The 15,534-nt window shown below is 70.5% G+C and carries 16 protein-coding genes; 9 read left to right on the top strand and 7 right to left on the bottom strand.

Translation table 11 applies throughout. The features are described 5' to 3' along the window. Nucleotides 1-119 precede the first annotated feature (119 nt). From J5Y10_RS11980 to J5Y10_RS11965, 4 genes are all read right to left on the bottom strand, one after another. Nucleotides 120-671 carry a GNAT family N-acetyltransferase gene (locus J5Y10_RS11980; protein WP_342452903.1) on the bottom strand — a complete coding sequence of 184 codons (552 nt, stop codon included), beginning with the start codon at nucleotides 669-671 and terminating at the stop codon, nucleotides 120-122. Then, the gene (ettA, locus tag J5Y10_RS11975) at nucleotides 668-2,347 is read right to left on the bottom strand and encodes an energy-dependent translational throttle protein EttA (protein ID WP_209373848.1); all 1,680 of its coding nucleotides are present in this window, start codon (nucleotides 2,345-2,347) and stop codon (nucleotides 668-670) included. Before ettA ends, J5Y10_RS11980 begins: the two co-directional genes overlap by 4 nt. Before the next feature lie 111 nt (nucleotides 2,348-2,458). Beyond that, a complete protein-coding gene (locus J5Y10_RS11970; RefSeq protein WP_209373847.1) occupies nucleotides 2,459-2,986 on the bottom strand; it encodes a hypothetical protein in 528 nt (175 codons plus the stop codon). A 68-nt stretch (nucleotides 2,987-3,054) separates the two neighbouring features. Further along, nucleotides 3,055-3,417, bottom strand: coding sequence for an HNH endonuclease family protein (locus tag J5Y10_RS11965; protein WP_342452902.1), 363 nt, complete (start codon nucleotides 3,415-3,417; stop codon nucleotides 3,055-3,057). A gap of 104 nt (nucleotides 3,418-3,521) precedes the next feature. On the opposite strand from J5Y10_RS11965, the gene J5Y10_RS11960 reads away from it, so the two are divergent. Continuing rightward, nucleotides 3,522-4,097: a LysE family translocator gene (locus J5Y10_RS11960; protein ID WP_209373846.1), complete on the top strand. Its 576-nt coding sequence runs from the start codon at nucleotides 3,522-3,524 to the stop codon at nucleotides 4,095-4,097. A gap of 48 nt (nucleotides 4,098-4,145) precedes the next feature. Here J5Y10_RS11960 and J5Y10_RS11955 read toward each other — a convergent pair whose 3' ends face one another. Then, nucleotides 4,146-4,865 (bottom strand): SH3 domain-containing protein, encoded by a 720-nt coding sequence (locus J5Y10_RS11955; protein WP_209373844.1) that lies wholly within the window; start codon nucleotides 4,863-4,865, stop codon nucleotides 4,146-4,148. Between the two features lie 64 nt (nucleotides 4,866-4,929). After that, on the bottom strand, nucleotides 4,930-5,388 hold the full coding sequence (locus J5Y10_RS11950) for a GNAT family N-acetyltransferase (RefSeq protein WP_209373842.1): 459 nt from the start codon (nucleotides 5,386-5,388) through the stop codon (nucleotides 4,930-4,932). A 55-nt stretch (nucleotides 5,389-5,443) separates the two neighbouring features. On the opposite strand from J5Y10_RS11950, the gene J5Y10_RS11945 reads away from it, so the two are divergent. From J5Y10_RS11945 to J5Y10_RS11935, 3 genes are all read left to right on the top strand, one after another. Then, nucleotides 5,444-5,869 carry an OsmC family protein gene (locus J5Y10_RS11945; protein ID WP_209373840.1) on the top strand — a complete coding sequence of 142 codons (426 nt, stop codon included), beginning with the start codon at nucleotides 5,444-5,446 and terminating at the stop codon, nucleotides 5,867-5,869. A 79-nt stretch (nucleotides 5,870-5,948) separates the two neighbouring features. Beyond that, nucleotides 5,949-7,541, top strand: coding sequence for an ABC transporter substrate-binding protein (locus J5Y10_RS11940; RefSeq protein ID WP_209373838.1), 1,593 nt, complete (start codon nucleotides 5,949-5,951; stop codon nucleotides 7,539-7,541). Nucleotides 7,542-7,599: 58 nt separating this feature from the next. Continuing rightward, nucleotides 7,600-8,865, top strand: a complete 1,266-nt coding sequence (locus tag J5Y10_RS11935) for an aminopeptidase (RefSeq protein ID WP_209373836.1) — start codon at nucleotides 7,600-7,602, stop codon at nucleotides 8,863-8,865. A 39-nt stretch (nucleotides 8,866-8,904) separates the two neighbouring features. On the opposite strand, the gene J5Y10_RS11930 is transcribed toward J5Y10_RS11935, so the two are convergent. Beyond that, entirely contained in the window at nucleotides 8,905-9,879 is a 975-nt protein-coding gene (locus J5Y10_RS11930) for a tripartite tricarboxylate transporter substrate binding protein (protein ID WP_209373834.1), read from the bottom strand. 191 nt (nucleotides 9,880-10,070) lie between these two features. On the opposite strand from J5Y10_RS11930, the gene J5Y10_RS11925 reads away from it, so the two are divergent. The 5 genes from J5Y10_RS11925 to J5Y10_RS11905 all read left to right on the top strand — a co-directional run bounded on the left by J5Y10_RS11925 (nucleotide 10,071) and on the right by J5Y10_RS11905 (nucleotide 15,533). Further along, complete coding sequence (locus tag J5Y10_RS11925) at nucleotides 10,071-10,748, top strand: RraA family protein (protein WP_209373832.1); 678 nt, start codon at nucleotides 10,071-10,073, stop codon at nucleotides 10,746-10,748. Beyond that, nucleotides 10,745-11,836, top strand: coding sequence for an Ldh family oxidoreductase (locus J5Y10_RS11920; protein ID WP_209373831.1), 1,092 nt, complete (start codon nucleotides 10,745-10,747; stop codon nucleotides 11,834-11,836). The genes J5Y10_RS11925 and J5Y10_RS11920 overlap by 4 nt, the downstream gene beginning before the upstream one ends. 30 nt (nucleotides 11,837-11,866) lie before the next feature. Continuing rightward, nucleotides 11,867-12,835 carry a Bug family tripartite tricarboxylate transporter substrate binding protein gene (locus J5Y10_RS11915; protein WP_209373830.1) on the top strand — a complete coding sequence of 323 codons (969 nt, stop codon included), beginning with the start codon at nucleotides 11,867-11,869 and terminating at the stop codon, nucleotides 12,833-12,835. A 4-nt stretch (nucleotides 12,836-12,839) separates the two neighbouring features. Beyond that, entirely contained in the window at nucleotides 12,840-13,742 is a 903-nt protein-coding gene (locus J5Y10_RS11910; protein WP_245214609.1) for an NAD(P)-dependent oxidoreductase, read from the top strand. 1,176 nt (nucleotides 13,743-14,918) lie between these two features. Beyond that, the gene (locus J5Y10_RS11905) at nucleotides 14,919-15,533 is read left to right on the top strand and encodes a nuclear transport factor 2 family protein (protein ID WP_245214608.1); all 615 of its coding nucleotides are present in this window, start codon (nucleotides 14,919-14,921) and stop codon (nucleotides 15,531-15,533) included. Nucleotide 15,534: the final 1 nt, after the last annotated feature.

Genomic DNA, 15,534 nt, shown 5'->3' with positions numbered 1-15,534 from the left:
ACGGAGAGACCGGACGCCGCTACAGCAGGCCATGCCGATCGAGCGCGCGCTGCAGTGGATCGCCGAGAACCGCGTCGGGGTGGCGATCATGATTGCGGTCATGTTCGTCACCTTCTGGGTCAGGCGGCGGTAAGGCTCTCGAACACCATCATCCGGTGGCCCTGGTGGTGGTATTCACCGGCCTGGGCCATGCCGATGTCCTCCATCACCGCGCGGGAGGAAACATTGGTCTCCCGCGCGATGCCGATGACGCGCTTCAGTCCGGCGGCATGGCCGAAATCCAGCGCGGCCTTCGCGGCCTCCCGCGCATAGCCCTGGCCGCGGAAGTGTGGCCACAGGGCGTAGCGCAGGGCGACGCCGCGTCCGTCCGGGCGCTCCATCAGCCCGGTGATGCCGAGGAACTCGCCATCCTCGCTCCGGTGGACGGCCCAGGTGCCGTAGCCCCGCACCTCCCAGAAGTCGATGTCGTCCTCCAGCTCCTCCGCCGTGCGCTGGGGCGTGCGGACGCCGTGGAGCATGAGGCCGAAAGCCTCCTCATCCCCCTTCAGGCGGACGAGGTCGGGGAGGTTCTCCTTCCCGACCGGCAGGAGGGTGAGCCGCTCCGTCCGCACGACGCGACGCGCGGCCAGGCGCAGCGCGGGCTGCGCCCGGCCAGGTCCGGCGACGCTCACCGCGTCAGCGGGCGGTACTTGATCCGGTGCGGCTCGTCCGCCGCAGCGCCCATGCGTCGCTTCTTGTCCGCCTCATAGGCCTGGTAGTTGCCCTCGAACCACTCGACGTGGCTGTCACCCTCGAAAGCGAGGATGTGGGTCGCCAGGCGGTCGAGGAACCAGCGGTCGTGCGAGATGATCACCGCGCAGCCCGCGAAATCCTGCAGAGCCTCCTCCAGCGCGCGGAGCGTGTCCACGTCCAGGTCGTTCGTCGGCTCGTCCAGCAGCAGCACGTTGTGCGGGTTGCGGAGCATCTTCGCGAGGTGGACGCGGTTGCGCTCGCCGCCCGAGAGGACCCCGACGGGCTTCTGCTGGTCACCGCCCTTGAAGTTGAAGGCGGCGGCGTAGGCGCGCGAGGGCACCTGCCGCTTGCCCATCGTGATCAGCTCCTGCCCGTCCGAGATCTCCTGCCAGACGGTCTTCTTGTCGTTCAGCGTGTCGCGGCTCTGGTCCACGTAGCCGAGCTGGACGCTGTCCCCGACCGTCATGGTGCCGCTGTCCGGCTCCTCGCGCTTCGTGATCATCTTGAACAGCGTGGTCTTGCCCGCGCCGTTCGGGCCAATGACGCCGACGATGCCGCCGGGCGGCAGCTTGAAGGAGAGGTCGTCGATCAGCAGGCGGTTGCCGAAGGCCTTGCGGATGTTCTCGGCGGTGATGACGATGTTGCCCAGGCGCGGCGCGGGCGGGATCTGGATCTCGGTGGGGTCCGGGGCCTTGTCGAGGCTCTTCTGCAGCAGCTCCTCATAGGCCTGGATGCGCGCCTTGCTCTTGGACTGGCGGGCGGCGGGGCTGCGGCCGATCCACTCCTGCTCCTCGGCCAGCTGGCGCTGGCGGGTGCTCTCCTCCTTCTCCTCCTGGGCCAGGCGCTTGCGCTTGGCGGCGAGGTAGGCGGAGTAGTTGCCCTCGTAGGGGATGCCCCGGCCGCGATCGACCTCGAGGATCCAGTTGGTGACGTTGTCGAGGAAGTAGCGGTCGTGGGTGACGATCAGCACCGCGCCCTCGTAGTCGCGCAGCGTCTTCTCCAGCCAGGACACGCTCTCGGCGTCCAGGTGGTTCGTCGGCTCGTCCAGCAGCAGCAGGTCCGGCTTCTCGAGCAGCAGCTTGCACAGCGCCACGCGGCGGCGCTCACCGCCCGAGAGGTGGGTCACCGCGCTCTCGGCGGGCGGGCAGCGCAGGGCATCGAGGGCGATGTCCACCGTGCGGTCGACTTCCCAGCCATTGGCGGCGTCGATCCGCTCCTGCAGCTCGGCCTGCTCGGCCAGCAGGGTGTTCATCTCGTCCTCGGACATCTCCTCGGCGAACTTCATGCTGATCTCGTTGAAGCGATCGAGATCGGCCATCAGCGTGCCGAAGGCGTCCCGCACGTTCTCGCCCACCGTCTTGTTTGGATCGAGATGCGGCTCCTGGGAGAGGTAGCCGACGCGCACGCCTTCCGCCGCCCAGGCCTCGCCGCCGAATTCCTTGTCCTGGCCCGCCATGATCCGCATCAGCGTGGACTTGCCGGCGCCGTTGGGGCCGAGCACGCCGATCTTCACGGTGGGCAGGAAGGAAAGGGTGATGCCCTTGAAGACCTCGCGGCCGCCCGGATAGGACTTGGTGAGATCCTTCATAACGTAGACATACTGGTAGGCGGGCATGGGCGATCTTCCGTAGGGACGGTCGGGGGTTGGGGGCGGTTCTATCGGCTCGGCTTCGGGGCGTCGAGCGCGCCGGCCTCTTGGGCCGGCCCAGGGTCGCTCAGCTGTCGCTCAGTTCATGGCAACGCCGTTGACGACGATCCGGCGGACGGAGAGCTGGACCACAAGCTGGCTCGTGCCCGGCATCCCCGAATGGCTGATGGAGAAGGCGAGGACCCTGGCCCCTTCCGCGCCGTAGCGCGTGGTTGTGGCTGGGCCGGAGGCCTGGGGGGTGCTGACGGTGATGGCCAGGTCGCGGAACGCGGCCGCGCCCGTCTCGTCCTGCCGCGCCCATTCCAGCAGGGCGGCGTCCATCGGACGCAGCCCGACAAGGGAGAGGCTGATATCCGCCCGGCTGTCCCCCCGCATATCCGCCGTGCGGGACACGGAGAGGGAAAGGTCGTCCAGCGCGTATTCACCAACCTCTCCGCCCTGCCGGGGCAGGCGCAGCACGATGGTCGACTGGGCCGGCGTCTCCTGCACCGCGTCCGGCGCGACGATGGCGGGGGACTGGGCAGGCGCCTGGGCGAGGGCCGGAAGGGCGATTGTCGAGGCGAGCAACAGGCCAAGGGCGGGCAGGACGGCGCGACGGAGCGTCATGGATCTTTCCGGAGGAGGGGTGCTGGGTAGCTGGTGGTCCGGGGCGGGTCTTCCAACACGGTGCCGGGTCAGCGCCATTTCGGCGTGCGGTCGCGGGCGGCGCGGGTGGGCGCGTGGAAGTCCGGCGGCTTGCCCGCCACCCAGGACAGGAAGCCGGCCAACCGCGGCTCCGCACGGAGAGCATCGGGGTCTGCCAGGTCCCGGGCCAGCTCCGCCTCGGTGAAGCGGGCGTGGATCGCCTGGTGGCAGATATGGTGCAGCAGCACCGTGCCCGCGTGGGTTCCGCCCTTCAGCCGGGGCACGAGGTGGTGGCGGCTGGCTCGGGCACCCGGCGGAATGGGACGCAGGCAGAGGGGGCACGGGGCCTTCTCCGCGGGCGCCGGGCTCGGGCGCTCCTGGCGGGCGGCGCGCTTCTCGTGGCGGCGTGACACTTGAAGGATATGGGAAGGGAAGGCCCGCGGGGAAAGGGCCGCCCGCCTTGGCCGGGGCCGGGGAGAGAGGCTACGAAGCCTGCACGGCCTCCACCGGAGTTCCCATGCAGGATCCGACTCTCTTCATCATGACGGTGCTGCTGATCCTCGGCACGCCCGGCCCCACCAACACGCTGCTGGCCACGGGCGGCGGCACGGTGGGCTTCCGCCGGGCGCTTCCCCTGGTGCCGGCGGAAGCGGCTGGCTACTCGATCACCATCCTGGCGGTGGGGCTGGTGCTGGGGCCGCTGATCGCCGGCGTGCCGGCGGTGGCGCTGGGGCTTCGGCTGGCCGTGGGCGCCTACCTGATCTGGCTTGCGGTGCGGCTATGGCAGCGGGGAGCGGTGGACCCTTCCGTCGCGCCGGTGGCGCCGCGCCAGGTCTTCCTGACCACCCTGCTGAACCCGAAGGCGCTGGTCTTCGCGCTCGGCGTCATCCCTTTCGGCACGCCGGGCTGGCCGGCCTATTTCCTGGGCTTCCTGGCGCAACTCGTCTCGGTCGCCGTGGCCTGGATCGGGATCGGCGCGGCGCTGGGCCGTGCGGCCGGCGCTGCGGGCCGGCGCGGGCTGGTGCCGCGGCTCGGCGCCGCGGTGGTGGGTGCCTTCGCCGTGGTGCTGGTCGTTGGGCCAATGCTGCGCTGACGTAATCCGGGCCGGGGAAGGTCACTTCCCCGGGCCGGGAGCACGAATCTAGTCAGGCCGGCCGGGCGGGCCACGGTCATCAGGCCCGCGGCCACCAGGGCCCCGCCCTTCTGGTCCTCGACCCTCGGGACCACGCCCTTCGAAACCGCGCCCCTCGGGGCCGCGCCCTTCGGGACCCCGCCTCTCGAAGTCCCGGCCACCGGGACCACGGTCGTCGCGCGGGCCACCGCGGTCATCGCGCCAATCGGCCGGGCGCCCAGGGCGGTCATCCCGCCAGTCCCCGCGCGGACCCGGGCCACCAGGCCGGCCTTCGCGCCAGTCCGGGCGCCAGTCCGGCCCCGGGCCGGGGGCACGCCCATAGGCGGCGCGCGGCGGGGGCGGGCCGCCCCAGCGGTCGCGCTCCGTGTACCAAGACCGGCCGCGGTAGTTGTCCCGCCAGTAGTCGCCGAAGCTGAAGGTGACGATCGGCACGCCGCTCTGCGGGGCGTAGCGCGGCAGGGGCACGCGGCGCGCCTCGTAGGTGTATTGCAGGTAGTTAGAGGAGACCCAGCCGCGCACGCTGCCGAAGCCGACATCGCACCAGCTGTATCCCTCCAGGCAGCCGAAGATCTCCACTCCGGCGCCGGAGGGAACGACCACCACCTTCGGGTAGGTCGTCCCGGGGCCGGCGCGCAGGTTCACGCTGCCGGTGGCAAAGCCGGGGGCAGCGGAGGCCGGGTTGGCGAGGCCCAGGAGCAAGGCCGCCGCGGGAATAAGGGCGTGTCGCATCGCGTCGGTCTCCCGTTTTGTCAGGTCAGGAACGCCCGATCCTGGGATGCGATGCGGGGCGGAATCAGGGCATTTCCTGGGCACGGCGGCGGAGCGGGCGGGCCAGGTTGGGACCGGCGGGGGTGAAGCCGAGGGCGCCGAGGAAGGCCGTCGCGGCCCCCTCCCGGTCCGGCGGGGCGACCTCCAGCAGGTCGCAGCCGGCCGTGCGGGCGGCCTGGGAGGCGGCCTTGATAAGAAGCCGGCCGATCCCGTTGCGCCGCTCATCCTCCGCCACCGCGAGGGCGCCGATGCGGGCCAGGGGGCGGTCCGCGATCAGGGCGGGGTGCCAGTTCAGGGCGATCACGCCGATGGCCGCGCCGTTCCAGCCGGTTGCGACGAGCACCGCTGAGCCGGGATCGCGCGCGAGAGCTTCGAGCCGCAGCGCCATGGCGCGGGGCGTGCCGCCGAGGAGTGCGGCGAGATCCGCAGAATCGGCGGGCAGCGCGGCACGGATGTCCACGCCGTAGCGGTTTCCCGTCGCCATCCTAAGATACCCGGTGCAGGGTCGCTACCGCGCCCTCGATCACAAGGAACGGTCGATGAACAGAAGTGCTTCCGCCAGCTGGCAGGGCGGGTTCAAGGATGGGCGCGGCTCCATCTCCACCGAGAGCGGGGCCTTGGATGCGCGCCCCTACGGCTATGCCATGCGCTTCGAGGGCGTGAAGGGTACGAACCCCGAGGAGCTGATCGGCGCGGCTCATGCGGGGTGCTTCACCATGGCGCTCTCTGCCGTGCTGGGCGGCGCGGGGCTGACGGCGGAGCGGATGGATACGAAGGCGGATGTCACCTTCGACAAGGTGGGGGACGGGTGGGAGATCACCAAGATCCACCTGACCCTGAAGGCGAAGGTGCCCGGCACGGACAACGCCACCTTCCAGGAGCTGGCGGCGAAGGCGAAGGCGAACTGCCCCGTCTCCAAGGTGCTGCGCGCCGAAATCTCGCTGGACGCGACGCTGGAGTCGTGACCCGGCCGGCGGCGCCCCGGCTGGAAAGCCGGGGCGCCGGCATGCGAGGCTGCGCGGCACAAGGATAGGATATGGCCCGATGATCGCTCGCCGCGCCCTGCTGGGCACCGCCACGGCGGCCACGCTGATCCCGGGTGCACCGGCCATCGCGCAGGGGGATGGAGCGCATGTGCTGCGCTTCGTGCCGCAGGCGGATGTGACGAGCCTCGATCCGCTCGCCACCACCTCCTACGCCGTGCGGAACCACGCGCATCTCTGCTGGGACACGCTCTACGGGCTGGACGACGCCTTCCGACCGCAACCGCAGCTCGCGGAAGGGCATGTGGTGGAGGATGACGGCAGGCGCTGGACTTTCACCCTGCGGGAGGGCCCGACCTTTCATGACGGGGAGCGGATCCGCGCGGCGGATGCTGTGGCCTCCATCCGCCGCTGGATGGTGCGGGACACGCATGGCCAGACCCTGGCCGCGCGGCTGGACGCGATCGAGGCGCTGGACGACCGGCGCTTCGTCCTTCGTCTTCGCCGGCCCTTCGGGGTGATGCTGGACGCGCTCGGCAAGTCCTCCTCCTACCCCTGCTTCGTCATGCCGGAGCGCTTCGCGAGCCAGCCCGCCACGGCACCGCTGACGGAGATCGTCGGTTCCGGCCCCTACAGCTTCGTGGCCGACGAGCGGCGCGCGGGGTCGCTGGCGGTGTACCGTCGCTACGACCGCTACTCGCCCGCGCCGGGCGGGCCGGTGGCGGTGACCTCCGGGCCGAAGATCGCGCATTTCGAGCGCCTGGAATGGCAGATGATCGGCGATCCCTCGACCATCGGCGCCGCGCTTCAGGCAGGCGAGGTGGATTGGTGGGAACGGATGGCGCCCGACCTCCGCCCGCTCATCTCCCGCCGCCGCGACGTGGTGGTGGACCGGATCGAGACGCAGGGCACGGTAGCCATGCTGCGGCCGAACCACCTGCACCAGCCCTTCGACGACCCGGCCGTGCGCCGCGCCCTGCTGATGGCGGTCAGCCAGACGGATGTGATGTCCGCCATCATGGGCGACGACCGCAGCCGCTTCCGCGACGGGATCGGCCCCTTCACGCCCGGTTCGTCCCTCGCCTCGGAGGAGGGGTTGTCCGCAGTGGCGGGGCCGCGCGACTTGGCGGCGGCCCGGGCGGCGTTGCAGGCGGCGGGGAAGCTCGGGGCGAAGGTCGTCGTCCTCAACGCAGCCGACCAGGTGAACAACAATGCGGGCACGCTGATCTGCGCCGACGCGATGAAGCGCATGGGCCTGGACGTGGAGGTGGCGACCACCGACTGGGGCACCATGCTGGCCCGGCGCGCAAAGAAGGAGCCGCCGGCCCAGGGCGGCTGGAACGCCGTCTACGTCGCCTTCGGGGGCGAGGATCTGACCAATCCCGGCGGGCATCCCCTGTTGCGCGGCAATGGGCAGGATGCCTGGTTCGGCTGGCCGAGCAGCCCGGGGCTGGAGGCGCTGCGGGACGAGTGGCTGGAAGCGCCTGACCTGGAGGCGCAGAAGCGGGTGGGCCGGGCGATCCAGGCGCGGTTCTTCCAGGACGTGCCCTATGTGCCGCTGGGGCAGTACTTCCTGGACAGCGCCTATCGCCGCGGCCTGAAGGTGGAACGGCGGGGGATGACCGTGCCGCTGAACGTGAGGCGGGAGGCGTAAGGCCCCCTTGCTCATTCCCGCCGGGGCTTCGATCTACGGGGCATAGGAGACTTCGACCATGGATCTTGCCCCCTCCCCCGCTGCCGCCTCCGCCGCCGATGCCGCGGAGGACCCTCGCCTCGACCGTCTGGCGGAACTGGCCGTGAAGGTGGGGCTCGGCCTCGTGCCCGGGCAGGAACTGGTGATGACTGCCCCGGTCGAGGCCCTGCCCCTGGCCCGCCGCATCACGGAGCAGGCCTACAAGGCCGGCGCCACCTTGGTGACGACGATCTTCTCGGACGAGCGGTCCACCCTTCTGCGCTACCAGCACGCGCGGGACGAGAGCTTCGACGCTTCCACCCCCTGGCTGTTCGAGGGCATGGCGGCCGCCTTCCGCGGCGGGGCGGCGCGGCTGGCCATCGTGGGCGCCGATCCCTCCCTGCTCTCCGGCCAGGATCCGTCCAAGGTGGCGCGGGCCAACCGGGCGCAGTCCATCGCCTATCGCCCGGCGCTGGACCTGATCGTGGACAGCCACATCAACTGGACCCTGGTGCCCTTTGCACATCCGGCCTGGGCGCGGGCCGTCTTCCCCGATGCCTCGCCGGCGGATGCGGTGCAGCAGCTCTGGGACGCGATCTACGCCACCACCCGCGTGGACGCGCCCGACCCGATCGCCGCCTGGGCCGTGCACAACGCGAAGCTGAAGGCGCGGCAGGACCGGCTGAACGAGCAGCGCTTCCACGCCCTGCACTTCCGCGGACCGGGCACGGACCTGATCGTGGGGCTGGCGGAGGGGCATGCCTGGATGGGCGGGGCCAGCCGCGCGAAGAACGGCGTCTACGGCAACCCGAACATCCCGACGGAGGAGGTCTTCACCACCCCGCACCGGTCCATGACGCAGGGCACGGTCTCCGCCACCAAGCCGCTCTCGCACCAGGGCACGCTGATCGAGGGCATCCAGGTGCGCTTCGAGGCAGGGACCATCGTGGAGGCGAAGGCCACGCGCGGGCAGGCTGTGCTGGAGCAGATGATCTCCACCGATGCGGGCGCGCGCATGCTGGGCGAGGTGGCGCTGGTGCCCTCCTCCAACCCCATCTCGCGCAGCGGGATCCTGTTCCTCAACACGCTGTTCGACGAGAACGCGGCGAGCCACATCGCGCTCGGCCAGGCCTATTCCAAGTGCTTCGTGGACACCTTCACGGAGGAGGAGCTGGTCCGGCGCGGCGCCAACCGCAGCCTGATCCACGTGGACTGGATGATCGGCTCGCCGGAGGTGGAGGTGGACGGGCTGGACGCCGCCGGGAACCGCACCCCCGTGATGCGCGGCGGCGAGTGGGTGGACTGAGAGCTGCTCCGGGGGAGGTCTCCCCTCCCCCGGGCGGCCCTACTCCTTCCAGGGATGCGCCTTCCAGAGCTCGGTGAGTTGCCCGCGCAGGGCGACCAGGGTAGCGCCGTACTCCTCCGGCCCGAGGAAGCGGAGCGGCAGGGCCTGCTGGGACGCGATGTGGCGGAACTCCGGATCCTCCATGGCGGCCTTGGCCGCCTCTGCGAGCCGGGCGAGCACGGCACCGGGAATGCCGGCCGGGGCGGCGAGGCCGCGCATGGAGCTCTGGATCACGTCGAAGCCCTGCTCGCGGAAGGTCGGCGTGTCCTGTGATTCCGCCCAACGCGTCTCCGCCATCTGGCCGAGGCAGCGCAGCTGGTTCTGGCGCATGTCGGTGATGCCCTCGCCGATGTTCATGCTGGCGACGGCGATCTGCCTGCCGATGATGGCGTTCCGCACCGGCCCGGCGCCGGCGAAGGGCACATGGGTCAGCCTGATCCCCGCCTGCCGCTCGAAGGCCAGGGCGGCGAGGTGGTCGTCGGAACCGATGCCGGTGGTGCCGTAGGTCACCTCCTCCGGCTTTCCCTTCGCGTAGCTGACGAGGTCGCGCAGGGTCCGGAAGGGGCTGTCGGGCGCGACGAGGAAGGCGCCGGGATCGTCCACCACGTTGGCGACGGGGGCGAAGTCCTCCAGCTTGTAGCGCGCCTGGCGCTCGATCGGGATGCTGACGATGTTCGGCGTGTTGATGAAGGCGATCGTGTAGCCGTCCGGCGCGGAGCGGACCATTTCCGACCAGCCGATCTCCCCGCCCGCGCCGCCGCGGTTCAGCACCACGATGGACTGCCCGACATGCTTCTCCATGAAGCGGGCCAGGGTGCGCGCGGCGACATCCGTGCCGCCGCCGGCGGGGAAGGCGACGATGAGGGTGATGGGGCGCTCCGGCCAGGCGGCAAGGGCCGGGCGCGCGGTGGCGATGCCCGCGGCGGAGGCAGCCAGGACGCCGAGGCGCCGGCGCGTCATCTTGATCTTCGTCACGGGCGTCCTCCTCGCCGCCGTTCTTCTGGTGATGGCGGCTTGCCAAGCCGGGCGATCGTGCCGATCCTCCGCGCCGCCGCCAAGACGGCGTGGAGAGAAACGGTCCCGGTGCCAGCGTTTCCCGCATCACGAGGGCGCGTTCTCTTCCCCATCCCCGCCGGCCGGGCCGGCGCTGCAGGAGTGCCTACCCAATGACCATTGGGCTACGGATCGCGGAAGCTCGCCCCGAGGCCGACGCCGCGCTGATCGCGCGCGCGGCGAAGCTGCCGGTCGCCAATATCGGGGATGTGATGAACCGGCTTCAGGCCATGCGCGGCGGCTTCCTCGCCTATGGCGGGCGGCGGACCTTCGTGGGGGCGGCGCTGACGGTGAAGGCGCGTCCGGGCGACAACCTGTTCCTGCACCGCGCGATCGACCTGGCCCGCCCGGGCGAGGTGATCGTCTGCGACGGGGGCGGGGACCTGAACATCGCGCTCGCCGGCGACTTGATGATCGGCCACGCGGAGAAGCGCGGCGTCGGCGCGCTGGTGATCGACGGCGCGGTGCGCGACCTGGACGGCATCCGCAAGATGGACATCGGCATCTGGGCGCGCGGCGCCAATCCTTCGGGTCCCTACAAGGACGGGCCTGGCGAGATCGGCTATGCCGTCGCCTGCGGCGGGCAGGTGGTGATGCCGGGCGACCTGATCGCGGCGGACGAGGACGGGGTGGTGGTGATCCCCCGCGCCGAGGCGGCGGCAGTGATCGACGCGGCGGAGAAGCACGCGGCGAAGGAGCAGGAGACCACCGCGGCCATCCAGGGCGGCGGCTGGGTGCGCGGCTGGGTCGAGGAAACGCTGGCCGGCAAGGGCGTGGTCGTCTCCAAGTGAGGTCCGTTCCGGCCGAGCGGGTCCGGCGGCAGATCCTCAATGTCCTGCATGCCTGGGGCATGGCGGACGACATGGCCGCCACCACCGCGGAAGCGATGGTGGAGACGGACCTGATGGGTATCGACAGCCACGGGCTGTCGATGCTGATGATGTACGAGACGTTCCGCAACGCCGGGCAGCTAGACCTCACCGCGCGCCCGCGCGTGGTGCTGGACGCGGCGGCGACGGCGCTGGTGGATGGCGGCGCCAACCTCGGCCATCCCAACGCCGACTTCGCCATGCGGCTGGCGGTGCAGAAGGCGAAGGCGGCCGGGATCGGCGCGGTGGGCGTTCGGAACTCCCACCACTTCGGCGCGGCCGGGCATTACGCGCGCATCGCGACGGCGGCGGGGGTGATCGGCATGATCACCTCCACCGCGCGCACGGTGCTGATGGTGCCCACGCGCGGCACGCTACCGCTGCTGGGCGCCAACCCCATCGCCTTCGTGGCGCCGGCGCTGCGGAACCGGCCCTTCGTGCTGGACATCTCCTCCACCACCGTCGCGGCGAACAAGGTGAAGGTCTACGACCTGAACGGGAAGCCGATCCCCGAGGGCTGGGTGGTGGACGAGGCGGGCACGCCGATCACCGATTCCGCCCGCGCCATGGAGATCATCTTCAAGGAGCCGGGCGGCGGCGTGACGCCGCTGGGCGGGGCGGAGGTGACGGGCGGGCACAAGGGCTACGGCCTGGGCATGATGGTGCAGATCCTCTCCGGCACGCTGACCGGCGCCGCCTTCGGGCCGATCCGGAACCCGCAGCGGAAGCCGGGGGACCCCGACGATGTGGGCCACTTCTTCCTCGCCATCGATCCGCGCGCCTTCCGGCCGGAGGGCGGGTTCGAGGAGGAGCTGGACGCGATGATCGACGTGATGCGCGCGACGCCGCCGGCCGATCCCGCGAAGCCCGTGCTGGTCGGCGGCGACCCGGAGGCGCATGAGCGCGAGCGGCGGCTGCAGAAGGGCATCCCGGTGCCGCCGGCGCTGGAGAAGCACATCCGCGACATCTGCGCGCGGTCCGGGGCGGAGTACGCGCTCAGCGACGACTGAGGCGCGGGACGGATCAGGAGGAAGCACAAGATGAAGCGGATCAACCGCCGGACTTTCCTAGGGGCGGCGGGCGCGGCGCTGGCCTGCCCCGCCCTCGCGCAGCAGATCGGGGCCTGGCAGCCCAGCCGCCCCATCCAGCTCATCGTCGGCTACGCGCCGGGCGGGGGCAGCGACATCATCGCCCGCACCATCGCCGAGGCCTGCGCCCCGATCATCCCCGTTCCGATGGTGGTGGTGAACCGCCCCGGTGCGGGCGGCGCGCTGGCGGCGGAGTTCGTGGCGCGCGCGGCGCCGGACGGGCACACCCTGGTGATGCATGGCGGCAGCGAGAGCACCTCCCTGCCCGCCTTCCGCGACGTGCCCTACGATCCCAAGAAGTCCTTCCGCGCCGTCATCCGGCTGACGCGGAACGGGCACGTGCTGTCCTGCAAGGGCGGGCCGAACCCGACCTACGCGGATTTCGCGGCGGCGATGGCGGCGGCCAAGGCCAATCCGGGCGGGGTGGCGCATGGCTCCGCGGGCATCGGCACGCTGTCGCACTCCATCTTCATCCTGATGGAGCGCGCGGTGGGCGTGGAGTTCCTGCACGTTCCCTATAATGGGGGCGGGCCGGCCCTGCAGGCGCTGCTGCAGGGGCTAACACAACTTAATATCAACGCGACCGATGAACTGGGCGACCAGGTGACCTCCGGCGCGCTGAAGGCGCTCGCCGTCGCCTCCGAGGCACGGGCGAAGGCCTATCCGGACGTCCCCACGCTGCGCGAGCTCGGCTACGACATCGTGGCGGACAACATGAAGGGCTGGGTCGGCCCCGCCGGCATGACGGACGAGATGACGACCTACCTGCACGACCGCTTCCGCCAGGGCATGCAGACCCCGACCTGGCAGCGCTTCATGGAGAGGGTGGGCGAGGCCGACGGCTATGCCAATGGCCCGGACTTCCAGCTCTCCATGGACCGGCTGCTCGACTCTATCCGCGCCGCCATCAAGAGGACCTGAGGCTTTGGACACCATTTCTCCGCCCGCGCGCGTCGCCTTCGTCGGCCTCGGGGTCATGGGGGCCTCCATGGCCGCCAACATCGCCAAGGCCGGTTTCAGGCTGGCGGTCAGCAACCGCAGCCGGGGCAAGGCGGAGGCGCTGGAGGCGGCCGGTGCGGAATGGGCGGCGAGCCCCGCCGAGGCTGCGCGCGGCGCCGCCTGCGTCGGGCTCTGCCTGCCCGATACGCCGGATGTAGAGGCGGTGCTCTTCGGGCCGGGCGGCGTGGCGGAAGGGGTGGCGCCCGGGACGGTGGTGATCGACTTCAGCACCATCGCCGCCGCGCCGACGGCCGGCTTCGCCAGGCGGCTGCTGGAGGAGCGCGGCGCCCATCTGCTGGACAGCCCGGTCAGCGGTGGCCCGGGCGGGGCGCGGGACGGCACGCTGACCCTCATGATCGGCGGCGACGCGGCTGCCTTCGAGGCGGCGCGGCCCTATCTGGAAGCGGTGGGGAAGACGCTGACCCATCTCGGCCCGCCCGGTGCTGGCCAGGTCTGCAAGTCGGCCAACCAGCTCCTCGTCGCGGCCGGGGTGCTGGCGGTTTCGGAGGCGCTGGCGCTGGGGCGCAAGGCAGGGCTGGATCCGGCGGCAATGCGCCAGGCGCTGATGGGCGGCTCCGCCCGATCTTTCGTGCTGGAGAACCACGCGAAGCGCATCAACGAGGGCACCTTCCAGCCCGGCTTCCGGGCGGAGCTGATGCGGAAGGACACCCGCCTTTCCCTCTCCGCCATGCGGGACCACGGCGTTTTCGCACCCGCCACCGCCGTGGTGGCGCAAATGCTGGAGGCGCTGGTGAACAGCGGGCGCGGGGGGATGGATTCTGCCTCGCTCGGCGCGCTTGTGGCGGAGCTGTCGGGACTGGAGGGGTAGGCCTTCGGCACCTCCCAGACCCTCCGCCGAGATCGAGGCGATGCGGGCGCTGCCGCCGGGGTGCGAGGCAGCAGGAGGTTTGGCGGCGCCGATCGACCTTACGCCGAAACAAGTCCTACTGGGCATCCGCGGCGGTGCGACGGCCGACCCCCTACCTCTAGCGACGGAGGGGCTGGAAGCGCTGGATGTGGCAGGCGCAACTGTCTTTGCAGGAGCGAGCAGATCTCGTCCGCCCCCCAATCTGCCTGGCCGTGCTTGCCGAGGCGCCGCTCCCACTGACGGGGAAGGTGCGCGCCCCCTACCCTTCGCAGTTATGCGACGAACAAGTCGGCTCGTCTCGGGACAGCCCCCCGAGGAATGAACTAAATTTCTTTCTTGCGGCGCGACCTGCAGCACTTTCACGAACGTGGGCGTTACGGAGCACGAAATATGTCCGGCAGACCCGACGGCGCATAAACCGTGGGGTCAGAAGGGCGAAAGCAATCTGTTCTGGGTGATCGTGGCTGGCTCGGGGCAGCTGCCGCGAATCCTTCCATGTGGATGTCGCTGCCGCCATGCCCTTGCCTCGTTCCTCCAACGCGTCTGACGACAGAAGGTGCTGCGTGCCTGAGATCCCTGAAACCCGCGTGAGGAAGCGAAACGCTGTACGGATCCTTCTGCAGTCGCAGAAACGCCTGAGGGTAACGGGCCCTGTTGCGCTCAGGGCGATGCGTCGCGGCGCCAGTGAGCCGACACTTTCGCTCCTGGAGCGGGCCGCGTACCAGCAACTCGTTGAGCAGCTCGAGGTCTTGGAGCGGGATTCTTGGCAGTAGATTGATCTTCCGCGTCCCCATCAAGAGGCTGACTTCTGATGGATGGGTCCAGCACAGACAGGCTTTTTGTGCGTGTCTGGCGGGAGGAGGATCCATGCGGCGGAGCAATGATCCCGTCCTGAAGATCGGCCCAGGTCCCTTGCCGCGCCCTCAGCCTTGCTTGCCATAAGGGGGTCCCGTCACCTCCCTCAAGATTTCAGCCCTGCCGCGGCAGGACAGCGCGTCCGAGGCTCGGACCGTTTGCCCCTCTCCGTCGCCAAGCCTCTCAGGCGGAAGGCACCGGTGCACTTCGACGTCATTCGGTCTGGCCGGCGCGCAACCCGTCCAGCACCATGCGGCGGGCACAGGGAATGGAGGAAGTGGGATGTCCGAGGACGCGCTGTTGCGCCGCCTGCAGGTGATGGAGCTGGTGCAGAACTGGGCTGTCTGGCGCGATGCCGGCGATTGGGAACGCTTCCGCACAGTCTGGGCGCCAGAGGGGCGCATGATGGCCACCTGGTGCCAGGCCCCGGCGGAAGGCTTCATCAAGGCGAGCCAGGAGGGGTGGGCGAAGGGAGTTTCCATCCTCCATTTCCTCGGCGGCTGCTCCGTCGATATCGAGGGCCGCCGCGCCATCGCCCAGACGAAGATGACCATTTCCCAGCGCGCTCCCGTGCAGGGCGTGGTGGTGGACGTGGTCTGCACCGGCCGCTTCTACGACTTTGTCGAGGAGCGGGAGGACGGTTGGAAGATCGTACTGCGCCAGCCGATCTACGAGAAGGATCGCATGGACCCGGTGAACCCGGCCGAGCGGCTGGAACTGGATCCCGAGCTGCTGGGCCGCTTCCCCGAGGGCTACAGACACCTCGCCTACCTCCAGACGGGGATCGGCTACGAGGTGAAGACCGACATGCCCGGCCTGAAAGGGGAGAAGGTGACGGCGCTTTACGCCGCCGGCGCGGCCTGGCTGCGGGGCGGGACGCTGGACTGGGAGGAATAGG

The sequence above is a fragment of the Roseomonas indoligenes genome, assembly GCF_017813365.1.
Taxonomy (GTDB): Bacteria; Pseudomonadota; Alphaproteobacteria; order Acetobacterales; family Acetobacteraceae; genus Roseomonas; species Roseomonas indoligenes.
This window is presented reverse-complemented; position numbering and strand designations above follow the sequence as displayed.

What these genes read in the sequence shown, in the direction of transcription:
- ettA (WP_209373848.1), bottom strand. Translation starts at nt 2,347, where the DNA reads ATGCCCGCCTACCAGTATGTCTACGTTATGAAGGATCTCACCAAGTCC.
- J5Y10_RS11970 (WP_209373847.1), bottom strand. Translation starts at nt 2,986, where the DNA reads ATGACGCTCCGTCGCGCCGTCCTGCCCGCCCTTGGCCTGTTGCTCGCC.
- J5Y10_RS11960 (WP_209373846.1), top strand. Translation starts at nt 3,522, where the DNA reads ATGCAGGATCCGACTCTCTTCATCATGACGGTGCTGCTGATCCTCGGC.
- J5Y10_RS11955 (WP_209373844.1), bottom strand. Translation starts at nt 4,865, where the DNA reads ATGCGACACGCCCTTATTCCCGCGGCGGCCTTGCTCCTGGGCCTCGCC.
- J5Y10_RS11950 (WP_209373842.1), bottom strand. Translation starts at nt 5,388, where the DNA reads ATGGCGACGGGAAACCGCTACGGCGTGGACATCCGTGCCGCGCTGCCC.
- J5Y10_RS11945 (WP_209373840.1), top strand. Translation starts at nt 5,444, where the DNA reads ATGAACAGAAGTGCTTCCGCCAGCTGGCAGGGCGGGTTCAAGGATGGG.
- J5Y10_RS11940 (WP_209373838.1), top strand. Translation starts at nt 5,949, where the DNA reads ATGATCGCTCGCCGCGCCCTGCTGGGCACCGCCACGGCGGCCACGCTG.
- J5Y10_RS11935 (WP_209373836.1), top strand. Translation starts at nt 7,600, where the DNA reads ATGGATCTTGCCCCCTCCCCCGCTGCCGCCTCCGCCGCCGATGCCGCG.
- J5Y10_RS11925 (WP_209373832.1), top strand. Translation starts at nt 10,071, where the DNA reads ATGACCATTGGGCTACGGATCGCGGAAGCTCGCCCCGAGGCCGACGCC.
- J5Y10_RS11915 (WP_209373830.1), top strand. Translation starts at nt 11,867, where the DNA reads ATGAAGCGGATCAACCGCCGGACTTTCCTAGGGGCGGCGGGCGCGGCG.
- J5Y10_RS11905 (WP_245214608.1), top strand. Translation starts at nt 14,919, where the DNA reads ATGTCCGAGGACGCGCTGTTGCGCCGCCTGCAGGTGATGGAGCTGGTG.